This is a genomic window from Mycobacterium sp. (genome assembly GCF_049281135.1).
Taxonomy (GTDB): Bacteria; Actinomycetota; Actinomycetes; order Mycobacteriales; family Mycobacteriaceae; genus Mycobacterium.
In genome coordinates, this window is sequence record NZ_JBAPRN010000258.1 from 1 (window position 1) to 22,575 (window position 22,575).

Annotated in this window: 19 protein-coding genes; 5 read left to right on the forward strand and 14 right to left on the reverse strand. The window is 64.4% G+C overall.

Translation table 11 applies throughout. The annotated features are described in order from the left end of the window. Window positions 1-126 precede the first annotated feature (126 nt). Both WAN02_RS10340 and WAN02_RS10345 read left to right on the forward strand, forming a co-directional pair. Window positions 127-2,892 carry a cation-translocating P-type ATPase gene (locus tag WAN02_RS10340; protein ID WP_422264059.1) on the forward strand — a complete coding sequence of 922 codons (2,766 nt, stop codon included), beginning with the start codon at window positions 127-129 and terminating at the stop codon, window positions 2,890-2,892. Window positions 2,893-3,120: 228 nt separating this feature from the next. Continuing rightward, window positions 3,121-3,555 (forward strand): pyridoxamine 5'-phosphate oxidase family protein, encoded by a 435-nt coding sequence (locus tag WAN02_RS10345; RefSeq protein ID WP_422264074.1) that lies wholly within the window; start codon window positions 3,121-3,123, stop codon window positions 3,553-3,555. 17 nt (window positions 3,556-3,572) lie between these two features. Here the strand turns inward: WAN02_RS10345 and WAN02_RS10350 are convergent, their stop codons facing one another. The 13 genes from WAN02_RS10350 to WAN02_RS10410 form a co-directional block, all read right to left on the reverse strand. Next, window positions 3,573-5,972, reverse strand: coding sequence for an HAD-IC family P-type ATPase (locus WAN02_RS10350; protein ID WP_422264060.1), 2,400 nt, complete (start codon window positions 5,970-5,972; stop codon window positions 3,573-3,575). A gap of 60 nt (window positions 5,973-6,032) precedes the next feature. Further along, the gene (locus WAN02_RS10355) at window positions 6,033-6,926 is read right to left on the reverse strand and encodes a universal stress protein (RefSeq protein WP_422264061.1); all 894 of its coding nucleotides are present in this window, start codon (window positions 6,924-6,926) and stop codon (window positions 6,033-6,035) included. 209 nt (window positions 6,927-7,135) lie between these two features. After that, window positions 7,136-7,669, reverse strand: coding sequence for a GNAT family N-acetyltransferase (locus tag WAN02_RS10360; RefSeq protein WP_422264062.1), 534 nt, complete (start codon window positions 7,667-7,669; stop codon window positions 7,136-7,138). Window positions 7,670-7,708: 39 nt separating this feature from the next. Then, window positions 7,709-8,539, reverse strand: coding sequence for a universal stress protein (locus tag WAN02_RS10365; RefSeq protein WP_422264063.1), 831 nt, complete (start codon window positions 8,537-8,539; stop codon window positions 7,709-7,711). A gap of 199 nt (window positions 8,540-8,738) precedes the next feature. Further along, complete coding sequence (locus tag WAN02_RS10370) at window positions 8,739-9,671, reverse strand: universal stress protein (RefSeq protein ID WP_422264064.1); 933 nt, start codon at window positions 9,669-9,671, stop codon at window positions 8,739-8,741. A gap of 55 nt (window positions 9,672-9,726) precedes the next feature. Next, window positions 9,727-10,341, reverse strand: coding sequence for a TetR/AcrR family transcriptional regulator (locus tag WAN02_RS10375; RefSeq protein WP_422264065.1), 615 nt, complete (start codon window positions 10,339-10,341; stop codon window positions 9,727-9,729). An 11-nt stretch (window positions 10,342-10,352) separates the two neighbouring features. Beyond that, complete coding sequence (locus WAN02_RS10380) at window positions 10,353-11,528, reverse strand: lipid-transfer protein (RefSeq protein ID WP_422264066.1); 1,176 nt, start codon at window positions 11,526-11,528, stop codon at window positions 10,353-10,355. Continuing rightward, window positions 11,525-11,980, reverse strand: a complete 456-nt coding sequence (locus tag WAN02_RS10385) for a MaoC family dehydratase (protein ID WP_422264067.1) — start codon at window positions 11,978-11,980, stop codon at window positions 11,525-11,527. Before WAN02_RS10385 ends, WAN02_RS10380 begins: the two co-directional genes overlap by 4 nt. After that, the gene (locus WAN02_RS10390) at window positions 11,977-13,089 is read right to left on the reverse strand and encodes an acyl-CoA dehydrogenase family protein (RefSeq protein ID WP_422264075.1); all 1,113 of its coding nucleotides are present in this window, start codon (window positions 13,087-13,089) and stop codon (window positions 11,977-11,979) included. The genes WAN02_RS10385 and WAN02_RS10390 overlap by 4 nt, the downstream gene beginning before the upstream one ends. Before the next feature lies 1 nt (window position 13,090). After that, window positions 13,091-13,501 (reverse strand): Zn-ribbon domain-containing OB-fold protein, encoded by a 411-nt coding sequence (locus WAN02_RS10395; protein WP_422264068.1) that lies wholly within the window; start codon window positions 13,499-13,501, stop codon window positions 13,091-13,093. After that, complete coding sequence (locus WAN02_RS10400; protein WP_422264076.1) at window positions 13,501-14,052, reverse strand: MaoC family dehydratase; 552 nt, start codon at window positions 14,050-14,052, stop codon at window positions 13,501-13,503. The genes WAN02_RS10395 and WAN02_RS10400 overlap by 1 nt, the downstream gene beginning before the upstream one ends. Continuing rightward, window positions 14,040-15,284 carry an acyl-CoA dehydrogenase family protein gene (locus WAN02_RS10405; protein ID WP_422264069.1) on the reverse strand — a complete coding sequence of 415 codons (1,245 nt, stop codon included), beginning with the start codon at window positions 15,282-15,284 and terminating at the stop codon, window positions 14,040-14,042. The genes WAN02_RS10400 and WAN02_RS10405 overlap by 13 nt, the downstream gene beginning before the upstream one ends. 2 nt (window positions 15,285-15,286) lie before the next feature. Next, window positions 15,287-16,444 carry a cytochrome P450 gene (locus WAN02_RS10410; protein ID WP_422264077.1) on the reverse strand — a complete coding sequence of 386 codons (1,158 nt, stop codon included), beginning with the start codon at window positions 16,442-16,444 and terminating at the stop codon, window positions 15,287-15,289. Window positions 16,445-16,701: 257 nt separating this feature from the next. Between WAN02_RS10410 and WAN02_RS10415 the strand changes: the two genes are divergently transcribed. The 3 genes from WAN02_RS10415 to WAN02_RS10425 all read left to right on the forward strand — a co-directional run bounded on the left by WAN02_RS10415 (window position 16,702) and on the right by WAN02_RS10425 (window position 22,192). Beyond that, window positions 16,702-18,165, forward strand: coding sequence for an aldehyde dehydrogenase family protein (locus tag WAN02_RS10415; protein ID WP_422264070.1), 1,464 nt, complete (start codon window positions 16,702-16,704; stop codon window positions 18,163-18,165). 53 nt (window positions 18,166-18,218) lie between these two features. After that, entirely contained in the window at window positions 18,219-20,543 is a 2,325-nt protein-coding gene (locus tag WAN02_RS10420; protein WP_422264071.1) for a CaiB/BaiF CoA transferase family protein, read from the forward strand. Window positions 20,544-20,764: 221 nt separating this feature from the next. Beyond that, window positions 20,765-22,192, forward strand: a complete 1,428-nt coding sequence (locus WAN02_RS10425; protein ID WP_422264072.1) for a WS/DGAT/MGAT family O-acyltransferase — start codon at window positions 20,765-20,767, stop codon at window positions 22,190-22,192. A 14-nt stretch (window positions 22,193-22,206) separates the two neighbouring features. Here WAN02_RS10425 and WAN02_RS10430 read toward each other — a convergent pair whose 3' ends face one another. Then, window positions 22,207-22,482: a hypothetical protein gene (locus tag WAN02_RS10430; RefSeq protein WP_422264073.1), complete on the reverse strand. Its 276-nt coding sequence runs from the start codon at window positions 22,480-22,482 to the stop codon at window positions 22,207-22,209. Window positions 22,483-22,575 lie beyond the last annotated feature (93 nt).

A 22,575-nucleotide genomic window follows, 5' to 3' on the forward strand; every position in this document is an offset into this window, starting at 1 on the left:
GGTGGGCCGCGGGTCGCGTCAGCGCAGCCGTCCGTTTTAAAAGTGCACCGATAAGGGCCGAAAGTCACTCGACATTGCGTCCGTCGGCTTCTGTCAGCTCAGCGCATCCGTCGCCACGATGGCAGGATGCGAAGCCAACACCGCGATTGGGTCGTGCCGCCCGCGCTCGACCCCGAGGAGGCCGCCGATCGGCTGTTGCGTGATTTGCGCAGCGACCGCGAAGGCCTGTCCGGGATTGAAGCGGAACGGCGCCTCCTGCAATACGGGCCAAATGAGTTGCTGCGCCGGACCGGCCCGCAGTGGCCGAAGGCATTGGCCCGTCAGCTAACTCATCCACTGGCGCTACTGCTTTGGCTGGCAGAGGGGCTGTTGGTGCTTGTCGGATCGCACGTGGTGGCGACAGCGGTGGTGTTGATCATCATGCTGAACGCCGCGTTCTCCTTCGTGCAGGAACTGCAGGCGGAGCGGGCGGTGGAAGCGCTGGCCAAATACTTGCCGCAAAAGGCGAAAGTCGAGCGTGACGGCGTCATCACCGAAATCGACGCTTCGCACACAGTGCCCGGCGACGTCGTCGTCATCGAGGAGGGAGACCGGGTCCCCGCGGACATCCGGCTGCTGGTCGGTGCCGTCGAAGTGGACATGTCGGCACTGACCGGCGAATCGGTGCCTGCGCTGCGCTCGGCGGCGATGATGGACGTGAATGTGCCGTTACTGACTGCGCACGATCTGGTGTTCAGCGGCACCAGTTGTACAGGTGGGCATGCCAGCGGACTCGCGTTCGCCACCGGCATGGGTACCGAAATCGGCCGGATCGCGGCGCTATCCGAGCGCGTCAAACCTGATCCCAGCCCGTTGGAGCGACAGGTCAGGCGGGCGGCCTGGCTGATTGCAGCCGTCTCGGTGATGCTGGGATTATCGTTCATCCCGCTGGCTACCCTGGTGGCGCACCTGACCCTGATCAACTCGTTGATCTTCGCGGCGGGACTGCTGGCCGGCATGGTTCCAGAGGGATTGCTGCCGGTGATCACCCTTGCGTTGGCGGTCGCGGTGCGGGACTTGGCGGGTCGCGGCGCGCTCGTAAAACGGCTGTCCGCGGTCGAAACCCTTGGTTCCACCGACGTGATCTGCACCGACAAAACCGGCACGCTCACCCAAAACCGGATGACACCCGTCGCCGGGTGGACCACGGCCGGCCACATTGACCTCGATCCCGAGCATCCCGACAGCCTCGCGGATACTTTGCAATTGCCGTCACCCCTTGGGCCGCTGGGCCGCATCGCAGCCCGGTGCAACAACGCCCGGTTGGACGACTCCGCAGGCGCGATCGGTGATCCCACTGAAGTCGCGGTGCTCGCGGCCGCCCGGATTCTCGGGGCCGAGACTGATCCGGCAACACGGGAAGCTAACCGGCGCTGGCAGTTTCATTTCGACCCCGAGCTGAAGCTGATGTCGACCATCGACAGGTCCGATGACGGGTTGCCCGTGGTGCACACCAAAGGCGCTCCGGAAGCGCTGCTGATGCGGTGCCGCCACATCCTGGACGCCGATGGTCAATTGTTACCGCTCGATGCCTTCGAACGACGCCGAGTCGAACAAGTAGTCGACGACTTTGCCGCCCACGGTTTACGCGTGCTCGGCTTCGCGCAGCGGCTGCTACCGCCCAGCAAGCGCCCGCCGCACCGTCGGGCTACCGCTGAGCAGGATCTGTGCTTTGTGGGACTGATCGCCATGCTCGATCCGCCGAGAGCAGGCGTTGCCGAGGCCGTCGCGAAATGCCGGTCCGCGGGCATCCGCATCATCATGATCACCGGAGATCACCCGCTGACCGCCGCCGCCACCGCAGAGCGCATCGGCATCACCGGCCCGCACCCGAAAATCGTTGCCGCCGAGGACTTCGAGCAACTCGGTGAAAGCACACTTACCGAACTAATCCGAGCGTACCCGGAGATAATCTTCGCTCGTGCGTCGCCGGAGGCCAAGCTGCACATCGCCCAGGCGCTGCGCCGCGACGACCATGTCATTGCGATGACCGGTGACGGCGTGAACGACGCTCCGGCGTTGCGCCGTGCCGACATCGGTGTTGCCATGGGGCGCGCCGGCACCGACGTCGCACGGGAGGCCGCGACGATGGTCCTCACCGACGATGACTTCGGTTCGATCGTCACGGCAATCGAGGCCGGCCGCCGCATATACGACAATGTTCGCAAATTTATTGTCTACATCTTTGCCCATGCCGTGCCTGAAGTAGTTCCGTTCCTGCTCTTTGCGCTCAGTGGTGGCGCTATACCGATGCCTCTCACGATTCTGCAGCTTTTGGCGTTCGATGTCGGAAGTGAGACGCTTCCAGCACTAGCGCTTAGCCGCGACCCGGCAGAGCCGGGCATTATGGAGCGCGCACCGCGCCCCCGAGATCAAGGAGTTATTCGATTCCCAATGCTGTTGCGCGCGTGGCTTTTTCTCGGTCTCTTGGTCGCGGTTCTGGCAGCGGGCGGCTATTTCTGGGTACTGCTCAGAGCGGGGTGGCGGCCCGGGATCTCGGTCGAGGCTGGCAGTCCGCTGCATCACGCCTACCGGCAGGCGACCACTATGACGCTGCTGGGCATGATCACCGGTCAAATCGGTACAGCCTTCGCGGTGCGCACCCAACGGGCTTCGCTGTGGTCGGTGGGGGTCTTCAGCAACCGGTATCTGCTCGCAGGTATCGCCGCCGAGATCGCTCTTGCGGCCGGATTCGTTTACCTTCCGCTGTTTCAATCGCTTCTCGGCACCGAGCCGCTGCCGCTCTCGGATCTGCTGCTTTTGCTGCCGTTTCCATTGATTGTGTGGGGCGCCGACGAACTTCGCCGGTACCTGTTGCGCCACTGGGGCAATCGTCGCCGGGCGCGGCCATGATCGACCGTTTGTCAGTGACCTTCGGCCCTAGTGGTCGTAGGACTCTCTGCGCCATCGCGACCAATGGCTCTACGGCGTGCGGCGCGGCGATGGCATGTCTGCTGGGCAGGGCCGGAAGTCCTCGACGTTGGGGACGAAAGACGCTTCAGGGCTGCTGAGAGCCGCTGTAGCGTCGGATATGTGAGCGAACATGCGGCTACCATCGGCTCGAAGTCGGGGGGTGCCACGATATCGGAGACCGGTCAGCCCGTAACCGTTCTGTCGGCCAGCGAAAGCTGGGATCTGCTTGCCAGCGTCGCTTTCGGGCGACTCGTCACAAGCGTCGACGGTCAACCCGAGATTTTCCCGGTCAATTTCGTCGTCCAGGACCGCACCGTGCTTTTCCGCACAGCTGAGGGCACCAAGTTGGTGAGCGCAGCAATCAACAGTCACGTCCTTTTCGAGGCCGACGATCACACCGTAGCCGAAGGCTGGAGCGTCATCCTGAAAGGCGTTGCCCGCACGCTTCGGACCAGCGAAGAGCTGGCAAAGGCTGAGCGGGCTCAGTTGCTGCCGTGGACCGCGACGCTGAAGCAGCATTACGTACGCATTCAACCGGTTTCGATCACCGGCCGCCGGTTTTGGTTTGGCCCGGAACCGGAGCGCGAGTCGACGTTTGCTTGATCTGCGCCGTCTACAGTTCAGCTCTCAGGCCGGCGCCACAGTCGGGGCGTTGCCGCGCCCGCCGATCCTTGTAACCACCACAGTGCTTCGACGATCGCCGCACCGAACGCACCGATTGACAGTGCGGTGGCAGTTAACGCGACGTTCGAGGGGTCGAGCATGAACCGTTCGCAGGCGAGCGGGATGCTGAAAATCGCGACATACGCGCCGCCGGACAACGCGACCAGGATTACCCGCCACCAGGTGTAGGGCCTGGCGACGACCGCCAGCACCCATACCGCGATCACAAGAAGGGTGATCAATGCTGACGTCGACGCTTGCGTTTGTTGGGCTGCCGTCTTCGCATGCCCGCGAAACGCAAGCAGATAGCACATGAATGTCGCGATCCCGACGACTGTGCCATTCGGTACCGCGGCCGTCACAACCCGGCGGACGAAATGCGGTTGCGCGCGTTCGGTGTTGGGCGCCAACGACAGGATGAATGCCGGAATACCGATCGTGAACCAGCCCGCAACAGTCACATGAATTGGCTCGAATGGAAACATCAACGACCTGATGCCCAACGATGTACCGGCGAGTCCGGTGATACCGATCAGCAGTGCCAGCAGCACCGAGTACACAGTCTTGGTCAAGAATAGGTTGGATACCCGCTCGATGTTGCCGATCACTCGGCGGCCTTCGCCGACGACATAGGGCAGTGTGGCGAACCTGTTGTCCAGCAGGATGATCTGAGCGACAGCCCGAGAAGCCGGACTGCCCGAGCCCATCGCTACGCCGATGTCCGCGTCTTTCAGTGCCAGCACGTCGTTCACACCGTCGCCGGTCATCGCGACAATGTGACCGCGGTGTTGTAAGGCTCGTATCAAGGTGCGCTTCTGGTCGGGGCGCACCCGTCCGAAAGTGGTGCATTTCTCGACTGCTTCGGCAAATTCGTCGGCGTCGGCAGGCAGCATTCGCGCGTCGAGCGTTTTGCCGTCGAGGCCCAGTATCGACGCTATCGCGCCCACCGATGCGGCGTTGTCGCCGGAGATCACTTTCACCGAGACATGTTGTTCAGCGAAGTATTTCACGGTATCAGCGGCGTCCGGACGCACCGCCTGCCGCAGCATGATCAGAGCGGCCGGAGTGATATGACCTGGTGAGTTAGGATGGTCGACCGCCAGGTCGGTCGACCCGAGGAGCAGCACACGCAACCCTTGCGCACCCGCCGCTTCGGCTTGCGCAGCAGCCGGCGAGGAGGGGTCCTGCAGCACGTCCGGTGCGCCCAGAACCCAGTTACCGTGCGCGGCAAAAGATGTACCACTCCACTTCGTCGCCGACGTGAACGGCGTGTTCGCGGTGACAGCCCAGTCCGGCGAGTTGGGGTAGGCCGCGGCGATCGCCTGGATGCTGGCGTTGGGGCGAGCGTCCTTGGCGGCCATAGACCCCAGCACATCGATGACGGTGTTCATAGCGTTCGTGGGATCGAGCAGACGCAGCTCGGCGACCTGCATCCGGTTCTCGGTCAGCGTGCCGGTCTTGTCGGCGCACACCACATCGACCCGGGCCAGACCCTCGATGGCGGGCAGCTCCTGAACCAGGCACTGGCGTCGTCCCAGGCGAACGACGCCTACGGCGAACGCGATTGAGGTCATCAAGACCAGGCCTTCGGGGACCATCGGGACCAGTGCACCGACCGTACGCAGCACTGCCTGCTGCCAGCCGACACGGGTGGTGAACAACTGCGTATAGATGACCAGCAGCCCGGCCGGGATCAGCAAATACGTCACCAACTTGAGAATCTGGTTGATGCCGGCCTGTAGCTCCGATCGCACCAGGCTGAGCTTGCTGGCCTCGGCGGTCAGCCTGGCCGCGTAGGCGTCACGTCCCACTTTCGTGGCCCGGTACGCACCTGTTCCGGCAGCCACGAAGCTGCCGGACATCACAGTCTCACCAACGCTTTTCAGGACGGGGTCGGCTTCACCGGTCAGTAGCGACTCGTCGATCTCCAGCCCGGACTCCTCGACAGTCAGGCCGTCCACCACGACCTGATCACCAGGGCCGAGCTCGATGACGTCGTCGGAGACCACGTCGCTGGGCGACAATGGCCGTGTCCCGTCCGCCCGGCGGACCAGCGGTTTGACCTGCCCGACGATGGACAGTCGGTCCAGCGTCAGCTTGGCCCGCAGCTCCTGGATGATACCGATGACGCTGTTGAGAATGATCAATAGTCCGAAGAGCCCGTTGACCAGAGAACCGGTCGCCAGCACGATCGCGAACAGCACGGCCAGAATCGCATTGATCCGAGTGAAAACATTTGCGCGCACGATCTCGGCGACGCTGCGAGTCGCCCGGCTTGGAACTTCGTTGATTCTGCCGTCGGCAACTCGTTGGGCAACTTCGGCGTACGTTAGCCCGATGGCCCGTGACCCGGTCATAGAGCGCAGCATACGGAAAGGCCGCCAGATGCACTGGCCATCAATGCAATATCGCGGAGGCTAGGTGCGCGATTGCCGAGTCACGATCACCGGCGTCTTTGCCAACAGGGCGACGGCTTCGCTGACCGAACCCACCTGCAGTTCTTCGAATCCGCCGCGACCGCGGCTACCAACCACGAGCAGCTGCGCTTCCGCTGAGTGAGCGATGAGTCGACGCGTCGGCTGATCACGGGTGATGATCCGGCGCACGTTCACGTCGGGGTACCGCTCTTGCCAGCGGACTAAGCGATCGTCGAGCATTTGTTCGGACATCGACTGCGCTGCCGGCCAATCGAGGTCGGGCCACTCCGATACGTCGACATCGCTCCATGCGTGCAGAACGACCAACCCCACCGTGCGGCGAGAGGCCTCATCGAACGCAATCGCAGCCGCCGATTCTGATGCCGGCGAGCCATCGATGCCGACCACCACCGGTATCCCATCCCCACGCGGCGCCACGGTCTCCCCGGTGTGAATGATCGCGACGGGGCACGACGCGTGACGCAACAGTCCGGAGCTCACCGATCCGAGGCGACGGCTTGACGACCTGCCGTCACCGTAGCAGCCGGCCACCACCATCTCGGCATCCTTGGACAGGTCAATCATCGTTGGAACAGCCGCTGACGACATGACCTGCGAATGGATCTCGGTGGGACCGCCGCGCTGGCAGGTCTTTTCGATGATCTTCGCCGCGTCCTCGAGCAATCGGTGTCCGTGCTCCTTCTGCCATTGCGCCAATCCTGGCGGTAAAGGGTTGTCCCGCCACGAGGTGAGATTCGGTGAAATCGCGTGTACGAGTGTCAGCGGAATCCTGCGCAATTCGGCATCGTGCGCGGCCCACTCCACGGCCGCCGTGGCGGCCGGGGAGTCGTCCACGCCGACGACTATTCCCAAGTGCGTGTTACGTGACGACATAGTGCCTCCCAAAGAGCCAGGTCCCACAGCTGCTGCTGACGTTATGGGAGATCGACGCGCGTGTTGAGAGGCCATTGTCACTTGTGCGACGGCCATAGGACCTGTCAGAAGAAGTGACGCCGTGCCGCCGACCCCGCGACGCCCGCTCAGCGATGTCGTCGAGTATTTGGATGGATCAGCTTTCGGCTGAAATGTCGACGCGCTGTCTATCAATCGGATGAGGGTTCGTTCAGGTCGATGTCGAGATGCACGACACCGCACGCGTAGTTCTTGTGTTGCGGATGCAGGCCGGCATCGTGGAGCACTGAGAACATTGCAGAGTTGGTGGCCAGGATGTCTGCGACCAAATGCCGAATTCCGTTGTTACGGGCAATGTGTGCAAGCCGCCGAAGCAGCACGGTTCCCACTCCACGCAGGTGATCTTTGTGAGCGACGACCGCCGCGACATCCGCGGTTGCCGGTTTGCCGCATTTTGCGTAGTTCGCTATGCCGATCAATTTCCCGGACTCGAAGGCACCCAGCGCGTAGTGTCTGCCGTCGTGCTCGGTCAGCTTGTCAGCCAGAACGTTGAAAGACACCGGATGCGTCGTGAAAAATCTCAAGTAGAGTTCGCGCTCGCTGAGCGTGCCGTGCAACGCGGCGACCGCGTCGATATCCGACGATCCGAGCTGTCGCAATGACAAAGTCGCGCCATCCCGAAGGGTGGCTGTGTACACACCGTCCACGCCTCCGCTGATCGCCATTGGCCACGTCGCCTAAGTAGTTCGCGTGGAGAGAGGATATCAGGACCGGGCAATCAATACCGAGCATTCCGCATGCCCGATGACGGGGCGGCGTTGTGGCCCAATGAGACTCGCCACCTGGTTAGCGTCACTGCTGCCGATCACCGCAAGCTGTATCGTTTTGTCCATCATGGCGAGGAAGTCCGCGATCCCGTTTCGGGTTGCTCCGGCGTAAATCTCAACGCCAGGGTGGCGCCGACCCCAGTCCTTGACCCGTCCGTCCAGCTCGTCATTGGGTGTGTGACCGGTGTCTGCTCGCAAGACATCGACCGCGAGAACCGGCGCGTGGCGTATCTGCGCCTCGTGAATGGCCAACTCGACCACTTGCTCGCCGTCCGGTGCTTCGCTGACTGCCGCCACGATCAACGGGCTGCCTGGCTTCGGCCGGCTCTGCCGAGTGCGGATGATGGCGACCGGGCAGTGGGCCGCTTCGGCGAGTTCAGCGGCCGTGGAACCCAGCAATGCCCGCGCGAAGCGTCCGATCCCGACCGAACCGATGCATATCATTGCTGCAGAACGAGATTCAGCGATGAGTATCTTCGCTGGATTGCCCCGAAGTAGCTCAGTTTCGGCTTTGACAGGTTTGCCGGTCGCTTCCACTGCGGCGCTGACGATCCTCAGAGCGGTCTCGCCATATTCGATTTCCATCTGCACGTTGCCGACTGCAGCAAACGGGGCAGGCTCGACATTGTCGGGGATGACGTGAAGTAGCCGAAGCGGGATCTCGCGACTTGCCGCTTCATCGACTGCCCACTCCGCTGCTTGGATCGCGGCTTGAGAACCGTCGATGCCGACGACGACAGCGGGGTGCGGTGTGTTGGACTCTCGCATCGGTTTTCCCTTCTAACTCTTCACCCGTCGGACTTTGGCCAGGCCTGCCGTGGCGTTGGCTCCGGTGCCGATTCGGTGACCTGAGCCACGCCTACCCGGACCAGGACCTGAGGTTCTTTGACCTCCAGACCGTCGCCCCCTCAGACTCGTCCGATGCAGCCGACACCTGCAGGGCCATTGGTCCCCGATCCAGGCGCTGTTAGGCCCCGTTCCGCTCGGGTCGGCCGTCATCGACCGGGGGCGCGCTCTGCGGCCTTGCCACGATCACCGGCCGGTGAACGGCTTGAACGACTGCGTTGCTGACCGAACCCAAAAGCATGCCGGCGAGAGCACCACTTCCGTGACTCCCGACGACGACAAGCTGGGCGGATTCCGACGCGTCGACGAGCGCACGTGCTGCTCGGTCAGACACGAGTTGCTTGTGCACAGAGACGTCAGGATAGCGTTCTTGCCAACCCACCAGAGCCTCGGTCAGAAGGTGACCTTCTTTCGCCGTTGTCGGTGACCAGTCGTAACCGGGAATTGCGTTCATATCGATGTCATTCCACGCGTGCAGCGCTATCAAGTCGGCGTTTCGAAGGGACGCTTCCTCGAACGCGATTGCCGTAGCGAGGTCTGAGGTTGAGCCGTCGATTCCGACGAGTACGGGAGCCTGTGCGGGATGCGGCATCTGCGGATCCGCATCGCGGATCAGCGCGACGGGACAATGTGCATGCCGAATGAGTCCAGCGCTGACTGAGCCGAGAATACTGCGAGACAGTGCCCCGCGCCCGCGAGAGCCGACGACGATGAGTTCGGTGTCTTTGGATTGCTCGACGAGGGTCGGCACGGGGGTAGAAGAAGACAGCAATTCGCCAGTGATGTGTACCTGCGCAGTGTCAGCGATCGCGTCACGGGCGATCGTCGACGCGTGTGCGAGCAGGTCGCGGCCCTCGGCTTGTTGCTCTCCCGGCGATTCTTCGAGGACGGGGGCCTGCGACCATGTCGCGGCGGCGGGACTCTCCACGTGCACAACGGTGAGCGGTAAGCCGCGGATGGCCGCATCGTGCGCGGCCCAACTAACGGCGGCATCTGATTCCGGCGATCCGTCGATGCCGACGATGATTCCGTAACGCTTCGTTGTCGAGACCATTTTGATCTCCTTCCGTCGAGGAGAACGCTAATGCAGCGTCGACGTTCGCCCGGCGTCAGCGGGCGTCGGTTGTGCGTCGTGACGGTGAACGGTCGTTGGCGAACCCCTGAACGACGTGCGCACGCACGAAACCGGCGACCACCTCCGGGTCGTCCATGTCCAGTGTCGACGACGGTGTGCTGAACAGCGAGAACAGGATTCGGGCGAACCATTCGCCCGCCGACTGGATGTCGAGGTCTTTGCGTACCTCGCCGGTGATCTTGGCCGCAGCAAGATGCGGAGCGAGGAAGTCGACGCATTCGCGCAGCAAAACCGCGGCGTCCTTGGTGAGCAGCAGGCTGACTGCTTCTTCGTCGAAGTACTTCTCGGAGGCGATCACCCGTCGGGCCTGGGTCACGAATACCGCTGCGCGGCTGAGCTTGTCCTCCAACGAGCCACCCCGGTCCATGGCCAGGGACATCTGCCGATAGAACTGCTCGGAGGTGTGTTCGGCGCACGCTTCGACGATGGCTGCTTTGTCGCGGAAGTACTCGTAGATGGTGCTGCGGGAGACGCCCGCCGCCTTGGCGATATCCACGATCGTTGCTTTTTGCATTCCTTGCTTGCGGAAGCAGGCATACGCGGACTCGACGATCAGTTCGCGGGTATCGGCTGAAGTGGCTTGGGTCATAAACGCGTTCCCTAACCGCTGGCCAGGATCAGTCCGCTGGTCGGCACGCCGGTACCCGAGGTGACCAGGACGTGCTCGACGTTGTCGACCTGGTTGTGCGAGGTTCCGCGGACTTGCCGCACACCCTCGGTGATGCCGTTCATCCCGTGGATGTAGGCCTCGCCGAGTAGCCCGCCGTTGGTGTTGATCGGCAGCTCGCCACCCAGCGACAACCGCTCCACGGTGGCGAATTCTTTGGCATCGCCACGCCCGCAGAATCCGAGTTCCTCGAATTGGGTGAACACGAACGGCGTGAAATGGTCGTAGATGAACGCGGTTTGGATGTCTTGCGGCTTGAGGCCGGAATCGCGCCAGAGCTTCTCGGCGACCACGCCCATCTCGGGCAGCCCGGTGATGTCCTCGCGGTAGTAGCTGGTCATCATCTCGCCGTTGTAAGCTGCGCCCTGCGCGGCCGCGGAGATGACGGCCGGCGGCTGACGCAAGTCGCGGGCGCGCTCGGCGCTGGTGACGACCAGCGCAACCCCGCCGTCGCTCTCCTGGCAGCAATCCAGTAGTCGCAGAACCGGTTCGATGATCCACCGTGAATTCTGGTGGTCTTCCAGCGTGATCGGTCGCTCGTAGAACCACGCGTCGGGGTTGGTGGCCGCGTGGGCCCGGTCGACCACGGCGATCCGGCCGAAGTCCTCGTTGGTCACCCCGTACGTCGACATGTAACGCTGAGCGTGCAGCGCGACCCACGCTGCGGGAGTGAGCAATCCGAACGGGGCGTAGTGCGCCATGAACAGCGGGGTCTCCGCGCTGGTGCGTCCGCTGCCGCCGAAGCGGAAGCCCGACCGTTCGTTGAAGGCGCGCCAGCACACCACAACATCGGCGACTCCGGCGGCGACCGCCATGGCGGCATGCGCGACCGTTCCGGCTGCCGCACCGCCACCGTGCGGGACGCGGGAGAAGAAATTCAGATCGCCGATGCCGACGTTGCGAGCGACGTCGATCTCATCGCTGGAATCCATGGTGAACGTCACCATGCCGTCGACGTCACTGGGCGACAGGCCGGCGTCGTCGAGTGCGGCGCTGACCGATTCGCACGCCAATTGCAGCTCGCTGCGGCCGGATTCCTTGGAGAACTCGGTCTGGCCGATGCCGGCGATGGCGGTGTTCCCGGCCAGCTTCGACGGCGATGTAGTCATGCCCGGGCTTCGTCGAGCAGGCTCACGACGGCGGTGCCGGAGACGTGATTGCCGAGGCCGTTGGCCGCCTGGAAGGTCACCTCGATGAAGTTCTCGCCGCCGGATCCCTCGGTCTTGCCGGTGACGCTGCCGGTGAAACGCAGCGGGTCGTCCGGAAACGACGGGACGCCAAGGCGAATCGCCAGCTTGGTGATCATTGCCTCGGGCCCGGCCCAGTCGGTCAGGAAGCGCACGCAGTAGCCGTTGGAGGTCAGGATGTTCATGAACAGATTGGGTGAGCCCTGCTTGTTGGCGTAGTCGCGGTCGTGGTGCACCGGCATGAAGTCGCGCGACGCGATCGCGCCGGCCACGATCATCGTGGTAGTGACTGGGATCTCCAGTGGAGTGACCTCGTCGCCCACATCGATGTCGCTCCAACGCAAGGTGTCGGTGCGGGATTTGGCCGTCGTCATAGCCGTCCTTCCGGGTATGTGCTGCCGAGGTGAACCAACTGCTGAGTGGCTGACCCCAAGGTGAGTTCGTTGTGTTTGGCCCACAAGAAATAGCGGTGCAGGGGATACGTGGTGTCGATCCCGATCCCGCCGTGCACGTGCTGAGCGGTGGCGGCGATTCGAGCGCCCGCTTCGGCGGCCCAGAACTTCGCGACGCGTGCCGCACGGTCTGCGGGCCGTCCCTCGGCGATCAGCCAGGCCGCGTGCCAGGTGGTCCAGCGGATCGCTTCCAGGTCGATGAAACCATCAGCCATCCGTTGCTGCACCGCCTGGAAGCTGCCGATCGGGCGGCCGAATTGTTCACGGCCCGAGGTGTATTCGGCGGCCATTCGCAAGGCGCGATCTGATACGCCAACCTGGACCGCGCACAGGCCGATCAAGGCGCGGGTGTACAGCGACTCGACCAGCAGGTCGCCGTCGAGCATGTCCGCTGCGGCAACTCTGGCGCCGTTGAGGAATACATCGGCGCACGGTTCGCGGTTGGTGGTCGTCACCGGCCGGATCTCGACGCCCGAAGAGTCCGTCGGCAGCAGGAATAGACCCGTCTCACCGTCGTCGATCGTCGCGGGAATCAGCAGGGTGTCGGCGAGTTGGCCGAATGAGACCAACTCTTTGATGCCGTCCAGCCGCCACGTCGCGCCGTCGCGGCGGGCCTTAGTGGCTGGGCGCGTCGGGTCGGAGCACCCGGGCTCGTGCAGCCCCGCGGACAGGATCCGGCTGCCGTCGATGATACCGGGCAGGAAGCGCTGCTGTTGCTCGGGACTGCCGTGCCGGGCGATCGGGTCGGCGCCCAACAGCAGCGTCGCATAGGCCGGCACCGGAGCGACGGTCGATCCGACTTCGGCCAGCAGGACGCCGAGTTCGACGAAGCCACCGCCGTTGCCGCCCAACGACTCCGGCAACGCGGTACCCAGCAGATCGACACCCGCCAGCTCCTTCCACAGCGCGGCGTCGTAGCGGCATTCACCGGCTTCGAGTTCGGTCAGCCGCTCAGGGGTGGCACGACGTTCCAGTACATCGCGAGCCAGCTCTTTGATGGTCTCTTGTTCGTCGGTGAAGGTGAAGTCCATGTCACCCAACCGGCCGGAACTGGTGCAGCACAAGGTCTTTTTCGCCGGCTCCATTGAACCTCCGGAAGTACACCTCGACCGGCATGCCCACCTGGACGTCGGCCGGCGCGATGTCGGTCAGGTTCGACACGATCCGGACGCCTTCGTCGAGCTGTATCAGCGCGACGATGTAGGGATAGTCGAAGAACGGGAACTGCGGCTGGTGCGGCATCACGTAGCTGTAGACGCTGCCGCGACCCGACGACTCGATCGCTTCCCAGTCCAGCGAACGGCATTTCGGGCACATCGGCTGCGGTGGATTGCGCACGGTCTGACATCCGTTGCAGCGCTGAATCAACAGCTTGTGCTCGCGCAGCCCGTTCCAGAAGAACTCGGTGTCCGGGCTGATGGTCGGTGCCAGTCGGGTCGCCATCAGTTTGCCGGCTTGAATCGTAGGACCCGGAAGCGCTGGCGCCCCAGCACTTCTCCGTGCTGGTCGCTGTAGGTGAGCACCCAGGTCACGAAGAACCCGGTGCCCAGCGCCGTAGTCTTTTCGTCGGACACTTCCTCGTACACCGACGTCGCGCTGATCTCGTCACCCAATTTGGGGTAGCGGTTGATCTCGAACTCCGAGTTGGTCGCGACGATGCTGGTGTATCCGGCTTCGTCGAGAAACGCGGTGGGGTTATTGGTGATTTCGACGGGGGAGCCGCCCCGCTCGCCGATGCCTTCGAGCTTTGGCGCCGGCATGGCCCAGGTCTGCAGCATCACCGGCGGCGACACGATACCGCCGAACCGCGACTTCGCCGCGAATTCCGGATCGAGGTACACCGGGTTCAGGTCGTCGAGCGCGTACGCCCAGTGCCGGATCATCGGCTGATTCACCGGATCCGGTGCCACCGAAGGCTTGGCGCTGCCGCCGGTCGGCTGGCCGACGAGGGCCCTCAGCTTGCTGTGCAAGTCAGTGTCGGTCACTGAGTTGATCCTCCTGATTTGTCGGTTGCGCACGGGGCCGTTGGGCGAAGGTCGCGGGGTGCCCGCGGCATGCCCAATCCGGCCATCGCAATGATGTCCCGTTGAATCTCGTTGGCACCGCCGCCGAAGGTGCTGATGACTGCGACCCGGTAGGCGGATTCCAGCGCGCCGCGCAGCGGGGCGTCGGCGCCGCGGCGTAACCCGTTGTGGTCCAGCACTTCCAGCAGCTGGCGGGCGACCAGCGGCGCCAGCTCGGTGCCGAAGACCTTCGCCGCCGACGCTGCTCCCATCTCAGGCCCGATATTCTTCACGCCTTTGGTCATCGCGGCGTTCACCCGCAGGTTGATCAGCTTGTAGGCCGCGACTTCCGCCTCGACTCGGGCCAGCGCCTGTTGCACCCAAGGCTTGTCGATGACTCGACCACCGTCGAGTTCGGTGTCGCGCGCCCACTGCAGCGTCTTTTCGAACAACGGCTCGAGGGCACCGAGGTTGCCAAGGGCGGCGCGTTCGAAGTTCAACTGGGTGGTGATCAGCTGCCAGCCCTGATTTTCACCTGCGACGATCGCGCTGGCCGGCACCCGGACGTTGTCGTAGAAGGTGTAGAAGGTGGAGACGCCGGGCATGGTGTGCAGTGGCTGCCAGGAGAATCCGGGCGACGAGGTCGGCACGATGAAGATCGAAATGCCCTTGTGCTTCTTGACGTTCGGGTCGGTGCGGGCGGCCAGCCAGATGTAGTCGGCGTACGCCGCGCCGCTGGTGAACATCTTCTGGCCGTTGATCACCCATCCTTCCCCCAAGTCGTCGCTTACCCGGACCGCGTTGGTGCGCAGCGACGCCAGGTCGCTGCCGGCGCCCGGCTCGGAGTAGCCGATGGCGAACTCGACGCTGCCTTCCAGGATCGCCGGCAGGAACGTCTGCTTCTGCTCGTCGGTGCCGTAATGCATCAGGGTGGGCCCGACGGTGTTGAGCGTCACCAGCGGGATCGGCGCGTTGACCCGTCTGGCCTCCTCGGCGAAGATGAACTGCTCGATCGCCGAGAAGCCCCGCCCGCCAAACTCTTTGGGCCAACCGACACCGAGCAGGTCGGCGGCTGCCAGCGCGCGCACGCAGTCGCGTACCGCGGGGCCGCCCTCCATCCGCTCGCTGACGGCAGCCTGCCGTTCCGGCGTCATCACCTCTGCCATGGTGGCGCGAATCTCGTCGCGCAGCTGCTCTTGTTCGGCTGTGTAGTCGAGTCGCACCGTCAGTCCCCCAGCCGTACCGGCATCCGTTTGACCCCGGGCACCATGGTTGCCCGCATCCGGTCGACGTCACCGACCAGCTCGAGCCGGGGGAAGCGGCCCAGCAATTCCTCGAACATCACCGTGGCCTCCAGGCGCGCCAATTGTGCTCCGATACAAGAATGTTCGCCGCACCCGAACGCGATGTGCGGGTTGGGGTGGCGGGTCACCTTGAATTCTTCAGAGTCGGCGCCGAAGACATCTTCGTCGCGGTTGGCCGATCCGTACAGCATGACCACCACGTCGCCTTCGGCGATGCGCTGGCCGCGGATCTCGACGTCGGCGGTTGCCGTCCGGGCCATGTGCACCACCGGGCTGTTCCACCGCAGCATCTCCTCGACAGCGCTGGGGATCAGCGAGAAATCGTCGATCAGCAGGCGGTGCTGATCGGGATGAGCGATCAACGCCAGCGTGCCGAGCGCGATCAGATTGCGGGTGGTTTCGTTTCCGGCCACCAGCAACAGGAACGCAAAATTCAGCAGGTCTTCGTCAGTGAGCCGGTCGCCGTCGATTTCTGCACCGGCCAGCACCGAGAGCAAATCGTCGCGCGGCTCGACTCGCCTTGCGCCGATGAGCTTTTGGAAATACTCGAACAACTGGCCGGCAGCCTCTAACGGGTCAAGTTCGATCTCCGGGTCGGCGTTTCCGGTGGCCGCGTCCGACCAGGCCCGGAACTGCTCCCAATCGTCGGGCGGTGCACCGATCAACTCGGCGATCAGTCGGGTAGGCAGCGGAGCGGCGATCTCCTCGGCGAACTCGTGCACCGAATCCACTGCCACGCCGTCGAGGATGCCGCGGACGATCTCGCGGATTTTCGGCTCGAGTACGGAAACCCGGCGCCTGGTGAAGCCGGAGTTGATCAGCTTGCGCATCTGCCGGTGGCGAGGCGGGTCGGTGAAGATCAGGCTCCCAGGTTGCACCGGGCTCGGCATCGCCGGGTCCGGGATGGTGATGCCCTGGGTCGAGGTGAATGCGGCTGGGCTGCTGGAGACGAACCGGACGTCCTCGTACTTCAGCAGGGCCCAGAAATTGGTGACGTCGTTCCAGCACACCGGCGCCGTCGCGCGCAGTTCCCGGTACGCGGGATAGGGGTCGCCGGCGTAGAAGTCCGGCGAATGCAGCGGCACGGTCGAGCTGGATTCCGTGTGCACCCAGGCCTCCTCGACGCGCGCGATCGTACATTTGCCTATGAACTGTCCGGTGCACCCTGTTTACTCTGACGGCACTGACGATGTCAATATGCTTGCTGTTGAACTGAACTAGCAGCGCCGAACGTAACCAGGCCAGGTCGAGCATTGACGACAGCGGCCCGACAGGTGTAGACCAAACGTTGAGCCGCCGGACCGTCCAAAGGCCCCGGACCCCTAAAGGAATGGATATGGCTGACCCACGCTCATTGATCGACACCTACTCGGTCTATATCGATGGCCAGTGGGTCGACCCGGAGAACGGCCGCTACGACGACGTCTGTCCGGCCACCGAGGCGGTGATGGCGTCGGCACCCGATCCCAGCCAGGCCCAAGTCGACAGTGCGATCGCGGCGGCCAGGGACGCCTTCGACTCGGGGCCGTGGGCCAGCGCCGGACCCGAGCAGCGGGCCGGGTTCCTCAACCAGTTCGGCGAGGCGCTGCTGACGCATGCCGACGACTTCTTCGCGTTGGCGCAACAGGAGTGGGGTTGTACGGCCAATGAGCGAGTGATCCACGTCGAAGGGCCCGCGTTCGCGGCGCTGAACGCGGCCGAACTCGCCACCCATCCGATCGAGGAGCCGATCGACGCCTTCGGCGCCGCGGGCAAGACGCTGCTGCGCTACGAGCCGCTCGGTGTGGTGTCGATCCTGACGCCGTGGAATTTCCCGCACACCCTCAACGTGATGAAAGTCTGCGCCGCGCTAGCCGCCGGTGACACCGTCGTGCTGAAGCCGTCGCCGCTGGCGCCGTTGGCCGGATTGGCGCTGGCCCGAATCATCGACGAGCACACCGATATTCCACCGGGTGTGGTCAATGTCGTGACTCCGACCGACATCGAATCCAGCAAGCTGCTGACCGTCGATCCGCGGATCGACATGGTCAGCTTCACCGGGAGCTCGGCGGTCGGTCGTGAGGTGATGGCCGCGGCCGGCGGGACGATGAAACGGCTGCTGCTCGAATGCGGCGGTAAGTCGGCCAGCATCGTGCTCGATGACGTTACGCTGGATGACGAACTCCTGCAGCGAATGTTGTTCGAATCCTGCTCATTTCATGCCGGGCAGGCCTGCATTCTGCACAGCCGGATGCTGCTGCCCGACGCGATCCACGACGAGGTGGTCGATCGACTGGTCGCGATGGCCCGGGCGGTTAAGGTCGGCGATCCCACCGATCCGGACGTGCAGATGGGCCCACTGATCAGCGCCGCACAGTGCGAACGTGTTCAGGCACACGTCGATCAGGCACTCAATGACGGCGCCAAGCTGGCGACCGGTGGCGGTCGGCCGGCCGGTTTGAACGGTGGATACTACTTCGAGCCGACGATCCTCACCGAGGTCACGCCGGACGCCACCATCGCCCAGGAAGAGGTATTCGGGCCGGTGCTGTCGGTGCTGCGCTACCGCGACGACGACGACGCGGTCCGGATCGCGAACAACTCGCGGTACGGGCTGTCCGGCGCGGTGTGGGGCACCGACGTCGAACGTGGGCTCGCGATCGCCCGCCGGGTCCGCACCGGGCAGATCGCGGTCAACGGGTTCGGACCGGGCGGCGCGCCGTTCGGCGGGTTCAATCAGAGCGGGATCGGCCGGGAGAGCGGCGGGATCGTCGGAATTCGTCAGTACATGGAGCCGAAGGCCATGGGACTGCCGGCGTGACGTGCGTCCATGACGAAGATGCCGGCGTTAGCCGGGGTTGAGGAGTGGCGCCATTGATGGGGTCCCTCGATGGGCTTCGGGTGGTCGAGATCGCCGACGAGATCTCAGGCCCCTACTGCGGCAAGCTCCTCGTCGACCTCGGCGCCCTCGTCACGAAGATCGAATCACCAGAAGGTGATCCGCTGAGGCAGTGGGGCCCGTTTCCCGGTGGCGAACCCGACCCCGATCGGTCCGGGTTGTTCGAGTACCTCAACGCCGGCAAACGCGGCGCAGTCTTGGACCTCACCCGCGACCAGGATGCGGCGGCCGCTCGCGGACTCATCGCCGACGCCGATGTGCTGATCGACGCGTCGGCTCCCGGAACCCTGGCGGCGTTAGATCCGCACGATTCGCGGCTGGTTATCGTGCGGATCTCACATTTCGGACAGCACGGGCCATTTCGGGATCGCGATGCCACGCCGCTGACCATGCAGGCGATATCGGGCTGGATCAGCGCGCGCGACCCGGACCGACCGCCGGTGCAGGCCGGCGCCCGAATCGCCGAATACGTCGCGGGCGCCTACGCCGCGCTGGGCGCGCTGACTGCGTTGCGGATCGCCCCGGCCGGTCGGGTGACCGAGGTCGACGTCTCCGAATTGGAGGCACTGCTGGCGACGTTGCCGTACCCGATGCTGATGTACGAGCGAATGCGCGCGCTCGGCCTGCCCACCAACGTGCGCCAGTCTCCGATGCTGGGTGTGGTCCGCGCCGCCGATGGCTGGGTCGGGATTAACTGCCTGACCGGGCAGCACTGGCTCGACGTGTGCGCCATGCTCGGGCTTCCGGAGTACGGCGATCAGCAGTTCGCGATCATGATGGGCGGGCCCGAGCGTGCCGAGTTCTACGCGGCGGCGCAGCCGTGGCTGGACGAACGAACCGTCGCCGACATCGTCGAACTCAGTCAGGCACTGCGCATTCCGGCGGCTCCGGTCGCCGACGGCCCTGGGACGCTGGACAATCCGCAGTACACCAAGCGGGGATTCTTCGTCGACGGCGGTGGGAGGGACTGGTCGTTTCGACGACCGGGCCCGCCGTTTCGCCTCTCGAAGACACCGACGGTGCCCGCCCGTCCCGCACCGAGCCTGGGAGATAGGTCGGGAAGCGATCACCTACCGCGTCGACCGGGGGCCGATCCGGTAGCGGATCCGTCGCTGCCATTCGCGGGCCTGAAAGTGCTTGACCTGACCACATTTTGGGCGGGCGGATACCTCACCTGCTATCTCGGTGCATTCGGCGCCGACGTCGTCAAACTCGAGTCGATCCAACGGCCGGACGGATTCCGCTATTCGGGCGCCCAACCGTTCGAGGGCGAGGACTGGTACGAGCGCAGCCCTTTGTGGCAGGCCACCAACTTGAATAAGCGCGACATCACGCTGGATTTGAGCTCACGGGCCGGCTGCGACCTCGCCCGTCGGCTTGCGGCGCAGGCCGATGTCGTCGTGGAGAACTTCTCCCCGCGAGTGGTGGAGCAGTTCGGGCTGGACTACGAATCGCTGGCCACGCTGCGCCCTGACGTGATCGCTGTTCGCATGCCGGGATTCGGCCTCGACGGCCCGTGGCGCGATTACGTCGGCTGGGCGCTGAACATCGAACAGGTGTCCGGCATGTCGGCGGTGACCGGCTACGCCCAAGGTCCGCCGTGCAATGTGCAGGGTCCGGCCGACCCCATCGTCGGTGTGCACGCCGGGGTGGCGTTGCTCGCCGCGCTCGACCACCGCCGTCGCACCGGCGAAGGCCAGCTGATCGAGGTCGCGCAGATCGAAGTCGGCGCCGCCGTCACAGCCGAACCGGTGATCGAGTACTCGATGAACGGCATCGTCCCCCCGCGCGAGGGCAACCGGCGGCGGGGCTGCCGGCAGGGCGTCTACCCGACCGACAGCGACGACGCGTGGGTGGCGCTGTCGGTGCGCGACGACACCGACTGGTCGCGGCTGATCGACCTGATGGATTGCCACGACCTGACGGCCGATGATCACGAGGCCTTCGATGAAGCGGTCGCGGCCTGGACGCGAACACAATCGGCCGCCGATGTCGTTGCCGCCCTTCGGGAACGCAACATCCCCGCCGAGGAGGTGACCAGGCCCGAGCGGATGTATGAGCTGCCCGGGCTGGACGCCCGCGGGTTCTATCAGGATTTCGAGCACGCCGTCACCGGCCATCACCGTTATCCCGGGTGGCCGTTTCGGATCACCCCCGGACCGGCCCGTCATCACCGCTTCGCCCCGCCCACGCTCGGGCAGCACAACGAAGAGATTCTCGGCGACCTCGGGTTGTCCCGCGATGGGCTCGACGCCCTGCGCCGCGACCATGTGATCGGTGAACGGGTGATGGGCTCGTGACCGGTACCGGTGTCCTGCTCTATCCGAGAACCAAAGGCCCTAAGAGACTCCGCGGCGTTGCGTCACCGCCCTGGCCCGGTGGGGGTGGACACGCCGTTGATCGCCGCTATGCCGCGACTGGTCTCGTAGGATCTCGCAGATTCGCCGAAGTCCTCTGTGCCCCTGGAGTTGTGACTTCTGGCTCTCCCGCGCAGATGCTCCGGTGGAGCAGAGTTTCTGCCATGGAGCACCTGTCGACTCTGGATGCAGGGTTTCTGCAAGCCGAGGATGCGGATCCGCATATCAGCCTCGCGGTGGGTGCGTTAGCTGTTCTTGCGGGCCCTGCACCCGAATTCGAGCATCTCATCGCGGGTCTGGGTGAACGGCTGGTCGGAGTTCCGCGGTTCAACCAGGTACTGCGCACGCATCCGCTCGACCTTGCTTCTCCCGAGTGGGTCGAGGACGGTGCTTTCGATCTCCGTCACCACGTGCGGCGCGCGGCGGTCCTGGCACCGGGTGACGACGCAGCCCTGTTTCGATTAGCCGCAGCTCTGATGGAGCGGCGACTGGACCGAGATCACCCGCTGTGGGAATGCTGGATGATCGAGGGCCTCCACCGCGGACACTGGGCCCTGCTGATGAAGATCCACCATTGCATCGCGGACGGGATCGCGACAACCCAACTGCTCGCGCGCCTCTCAGACGAGGGACGGAACGACACATTCGTGAGCAAAATCCACCCGGCGCCGGCACCATCTAACAGTGACCGCACGCCGCACTCCGTGTTCGATCCTCGCCACTGGGTCGACCGAATGTGGCGCACGTCGGTCGCCGTCTCCAGCGCGGCCATGCGGGCGGTCGAAGGCGTTCTCGAAATCGGTGGGGCCCTGACTCTTCCGGCACAGCCCTCGGGTCTGAACGGGCCCGTCACCGGCATGCGGCGATACGCTGCCGCTCGGGTGCCGATGAAAGACGTCACGAAAGTCTGCAAGGCCTACGGCGTCACGGTCAATGATGTTGCGCTGGCTTCGATTACTGACAGTTACCGCGCAGCGTTGATTCGTCGCGGTGAACGGCCGGGAGCCCGCTCACTGCGCACATTGGTGCCGGTATCAGTGCGCTCCACCGATGAACTGGGCGAACTCAACAATCGCGTGTCGCTCTTGCTGCCCTACCTTCCGGTCGACGAATCCGACCCGGTTGAGCAGCTACGCGTGATCCAACGTCGGTTGGCCAAAGCAAAACGCAGCGGTCAACGCGAGGCCGGAAGCCTAGCGGTCGCAGCGACGAATCTCATTCCGTTCCCAGTGACCGCATGGACCATGCGAGCACTGACGCGCCTGCCGCAACGGGCCGTCGTCACGGTAGCGACGAATGTTCCCGGCCCGCAAAGACGACTCACCGTCATGGGCCAAGCTGTTGTGCAGCTGCTGCCGATTCTGCCGATCGCGCTACAAGTCCGAACCGGTGTCGCGATCCTGAGCTACGTGGATGACCTGGTCTTTGGAATCACTGCCGATTACGATGCGGCGTCCGACGTGAACGAACTCGCGGCCGGCGTCGAGCGAGCGGTGGCACAGCTGGCCTCTTCGGTCACGCCAGCGCGGAAATCCGTCGCGCGAAGTGATCGGATATCTCAGCGTGGCCGGCTGGCGCCGGACGCGCAGTAAGGCAGCACCCGCGTTTATCGGGCGGCACCTCTAGTGTGATCAACGTCCGTCTCGCGCCCCAGTGTTCCGTTGTCCACAGCAGAGCAAATGTTCGCCATCACCCGATCCAGCAACGCCGCGGAAACTGTTCCGTCGTCGGCAACGCTGCGTAGTTCTTCGCGTCGCAGGTAGGCATCTAGGCGACGGTCGATCGTCCATTCGGTGAAGCAACGGCTCGCGTAGATCGAGCCGAGAAATCCCCACGCGATAGCGTCTAACTTCGCTTCGTTGAGCGTGACGGCGGGTTGCATGGCGGACCGATCACACCGTGTTGGGTCGTCGCGCCGCCTCCAACAGCAGACGTTGCTCGGCCGCGGCTATCGTGCGGCGCGCCGCCGTAGCGG

What these genes read in the sequence shown, in the direction of transcription:
- WAN02_RS10340 (WP_422264059.1), top strand. Translation starts at nt 127, where the DNA reads ATGCGAAGCCAACACCGCGATTGGGTCGTGCCGCCCGCGCTCGACCCC.
- WAN02_RS10350 (WP_422264060.1), bottom strand. Translation starts at nt 5,972, where the DNA reads ATGACCGGGTCACGGGCCATCGGGCTAACGTACGCCGAAGTTGCCCAA.
- WAN02_RS10355 (WP_422264061.1), bottom strand. Translation starts at nt 6,926, where the DNA reads ATGTCGTCACGTAACACGCACTTGGGAATAGTCGTCGGCGTGGACGAC.
- WAN02_RS10360 (WP_422264062.1), bottom strand. Translation starts at nt 7,669, where the DNA reads ATGGCGATCAGCGGAGGCGTGGACGGTGTGTACACAGCCACCCTTCGG.
- WAN02_RS10365 (WP_422264063.1), bottom strand. Translation starts at nt 8,539, where the DNA reads ATGCGAGAGTCCAACACACCGCACCCCGCTGTCGTCGTCGGCATCGAC.
- WAN02_RS10370 (WP_422264064.1), bottom strand. Translation starts at nt 9,671, where the DNA reads ATGGTCTCGACAACGAAGCGTTACGGAATCATCGTCGGCATCGACGGA.
- WAN02_RS10375 (WP_422264065.1), bottom strand. Translation starts at nt 10,341, where the DNA reads ATGACCCAAGCCACTTCAGCCGATACCCGCGAACTGATCGTCGAGTCC.
- WAN02_RS10380 (WP_422264066.1), bottom strand. Translation starts at nt 11,528, where the DNA reads ATGACTACATCGCCGTCGAAGCTGGCCGGGAACACCGCCATCGCCGGC.
- WAN02_RS10385 (WP_422264067.1), bottom strand. Translation starts at nt 11,980, where the DNA reads ATGACGACGGCCAAATCCCGCACCGACACCTTGCGTTGGAGCGACATC.
- WAN02_RS10390 (WP_422264075.1), bottom strand. Translation starts at nt 13,089, where the DNA reads ATGGACTTCACCTTCACCGACGAACAAGAGACCATCAAAGAGCTGGCT.
- WAN02_RS10395 (WP_422264068.1), bottom strand. Translation starts at nt 13,501, where the DNA reads ATGGCGACCCGACTGGCACCGACCATCAGCCCGGACACCGAGTTCTTC.
- WAN02_RS10415 (WP_422264070.1), top strand. Translation starts at nt 16,702, where the DNA reads ATGGCTGACCCACGCTCATTGATCGACACCTACTCGGTCTATATCGAT.
- WAN02_RS10425 (WP_422264072.1), top strand. Translation starts at nt 20,765, where the DNA reads ATGGAGCACCTGTCGACTCTGGATGCAGGGTTTCTGCAAGCCGAGGAT.
- WAN02_RS10430 (WP_422264073.1), bottom strand. Translation starts at nt 22,482, where the DNA reads ATGCAACCCGCCGTCACGCTCAACGAAGCGAAGTTAGACGCTATCGCG.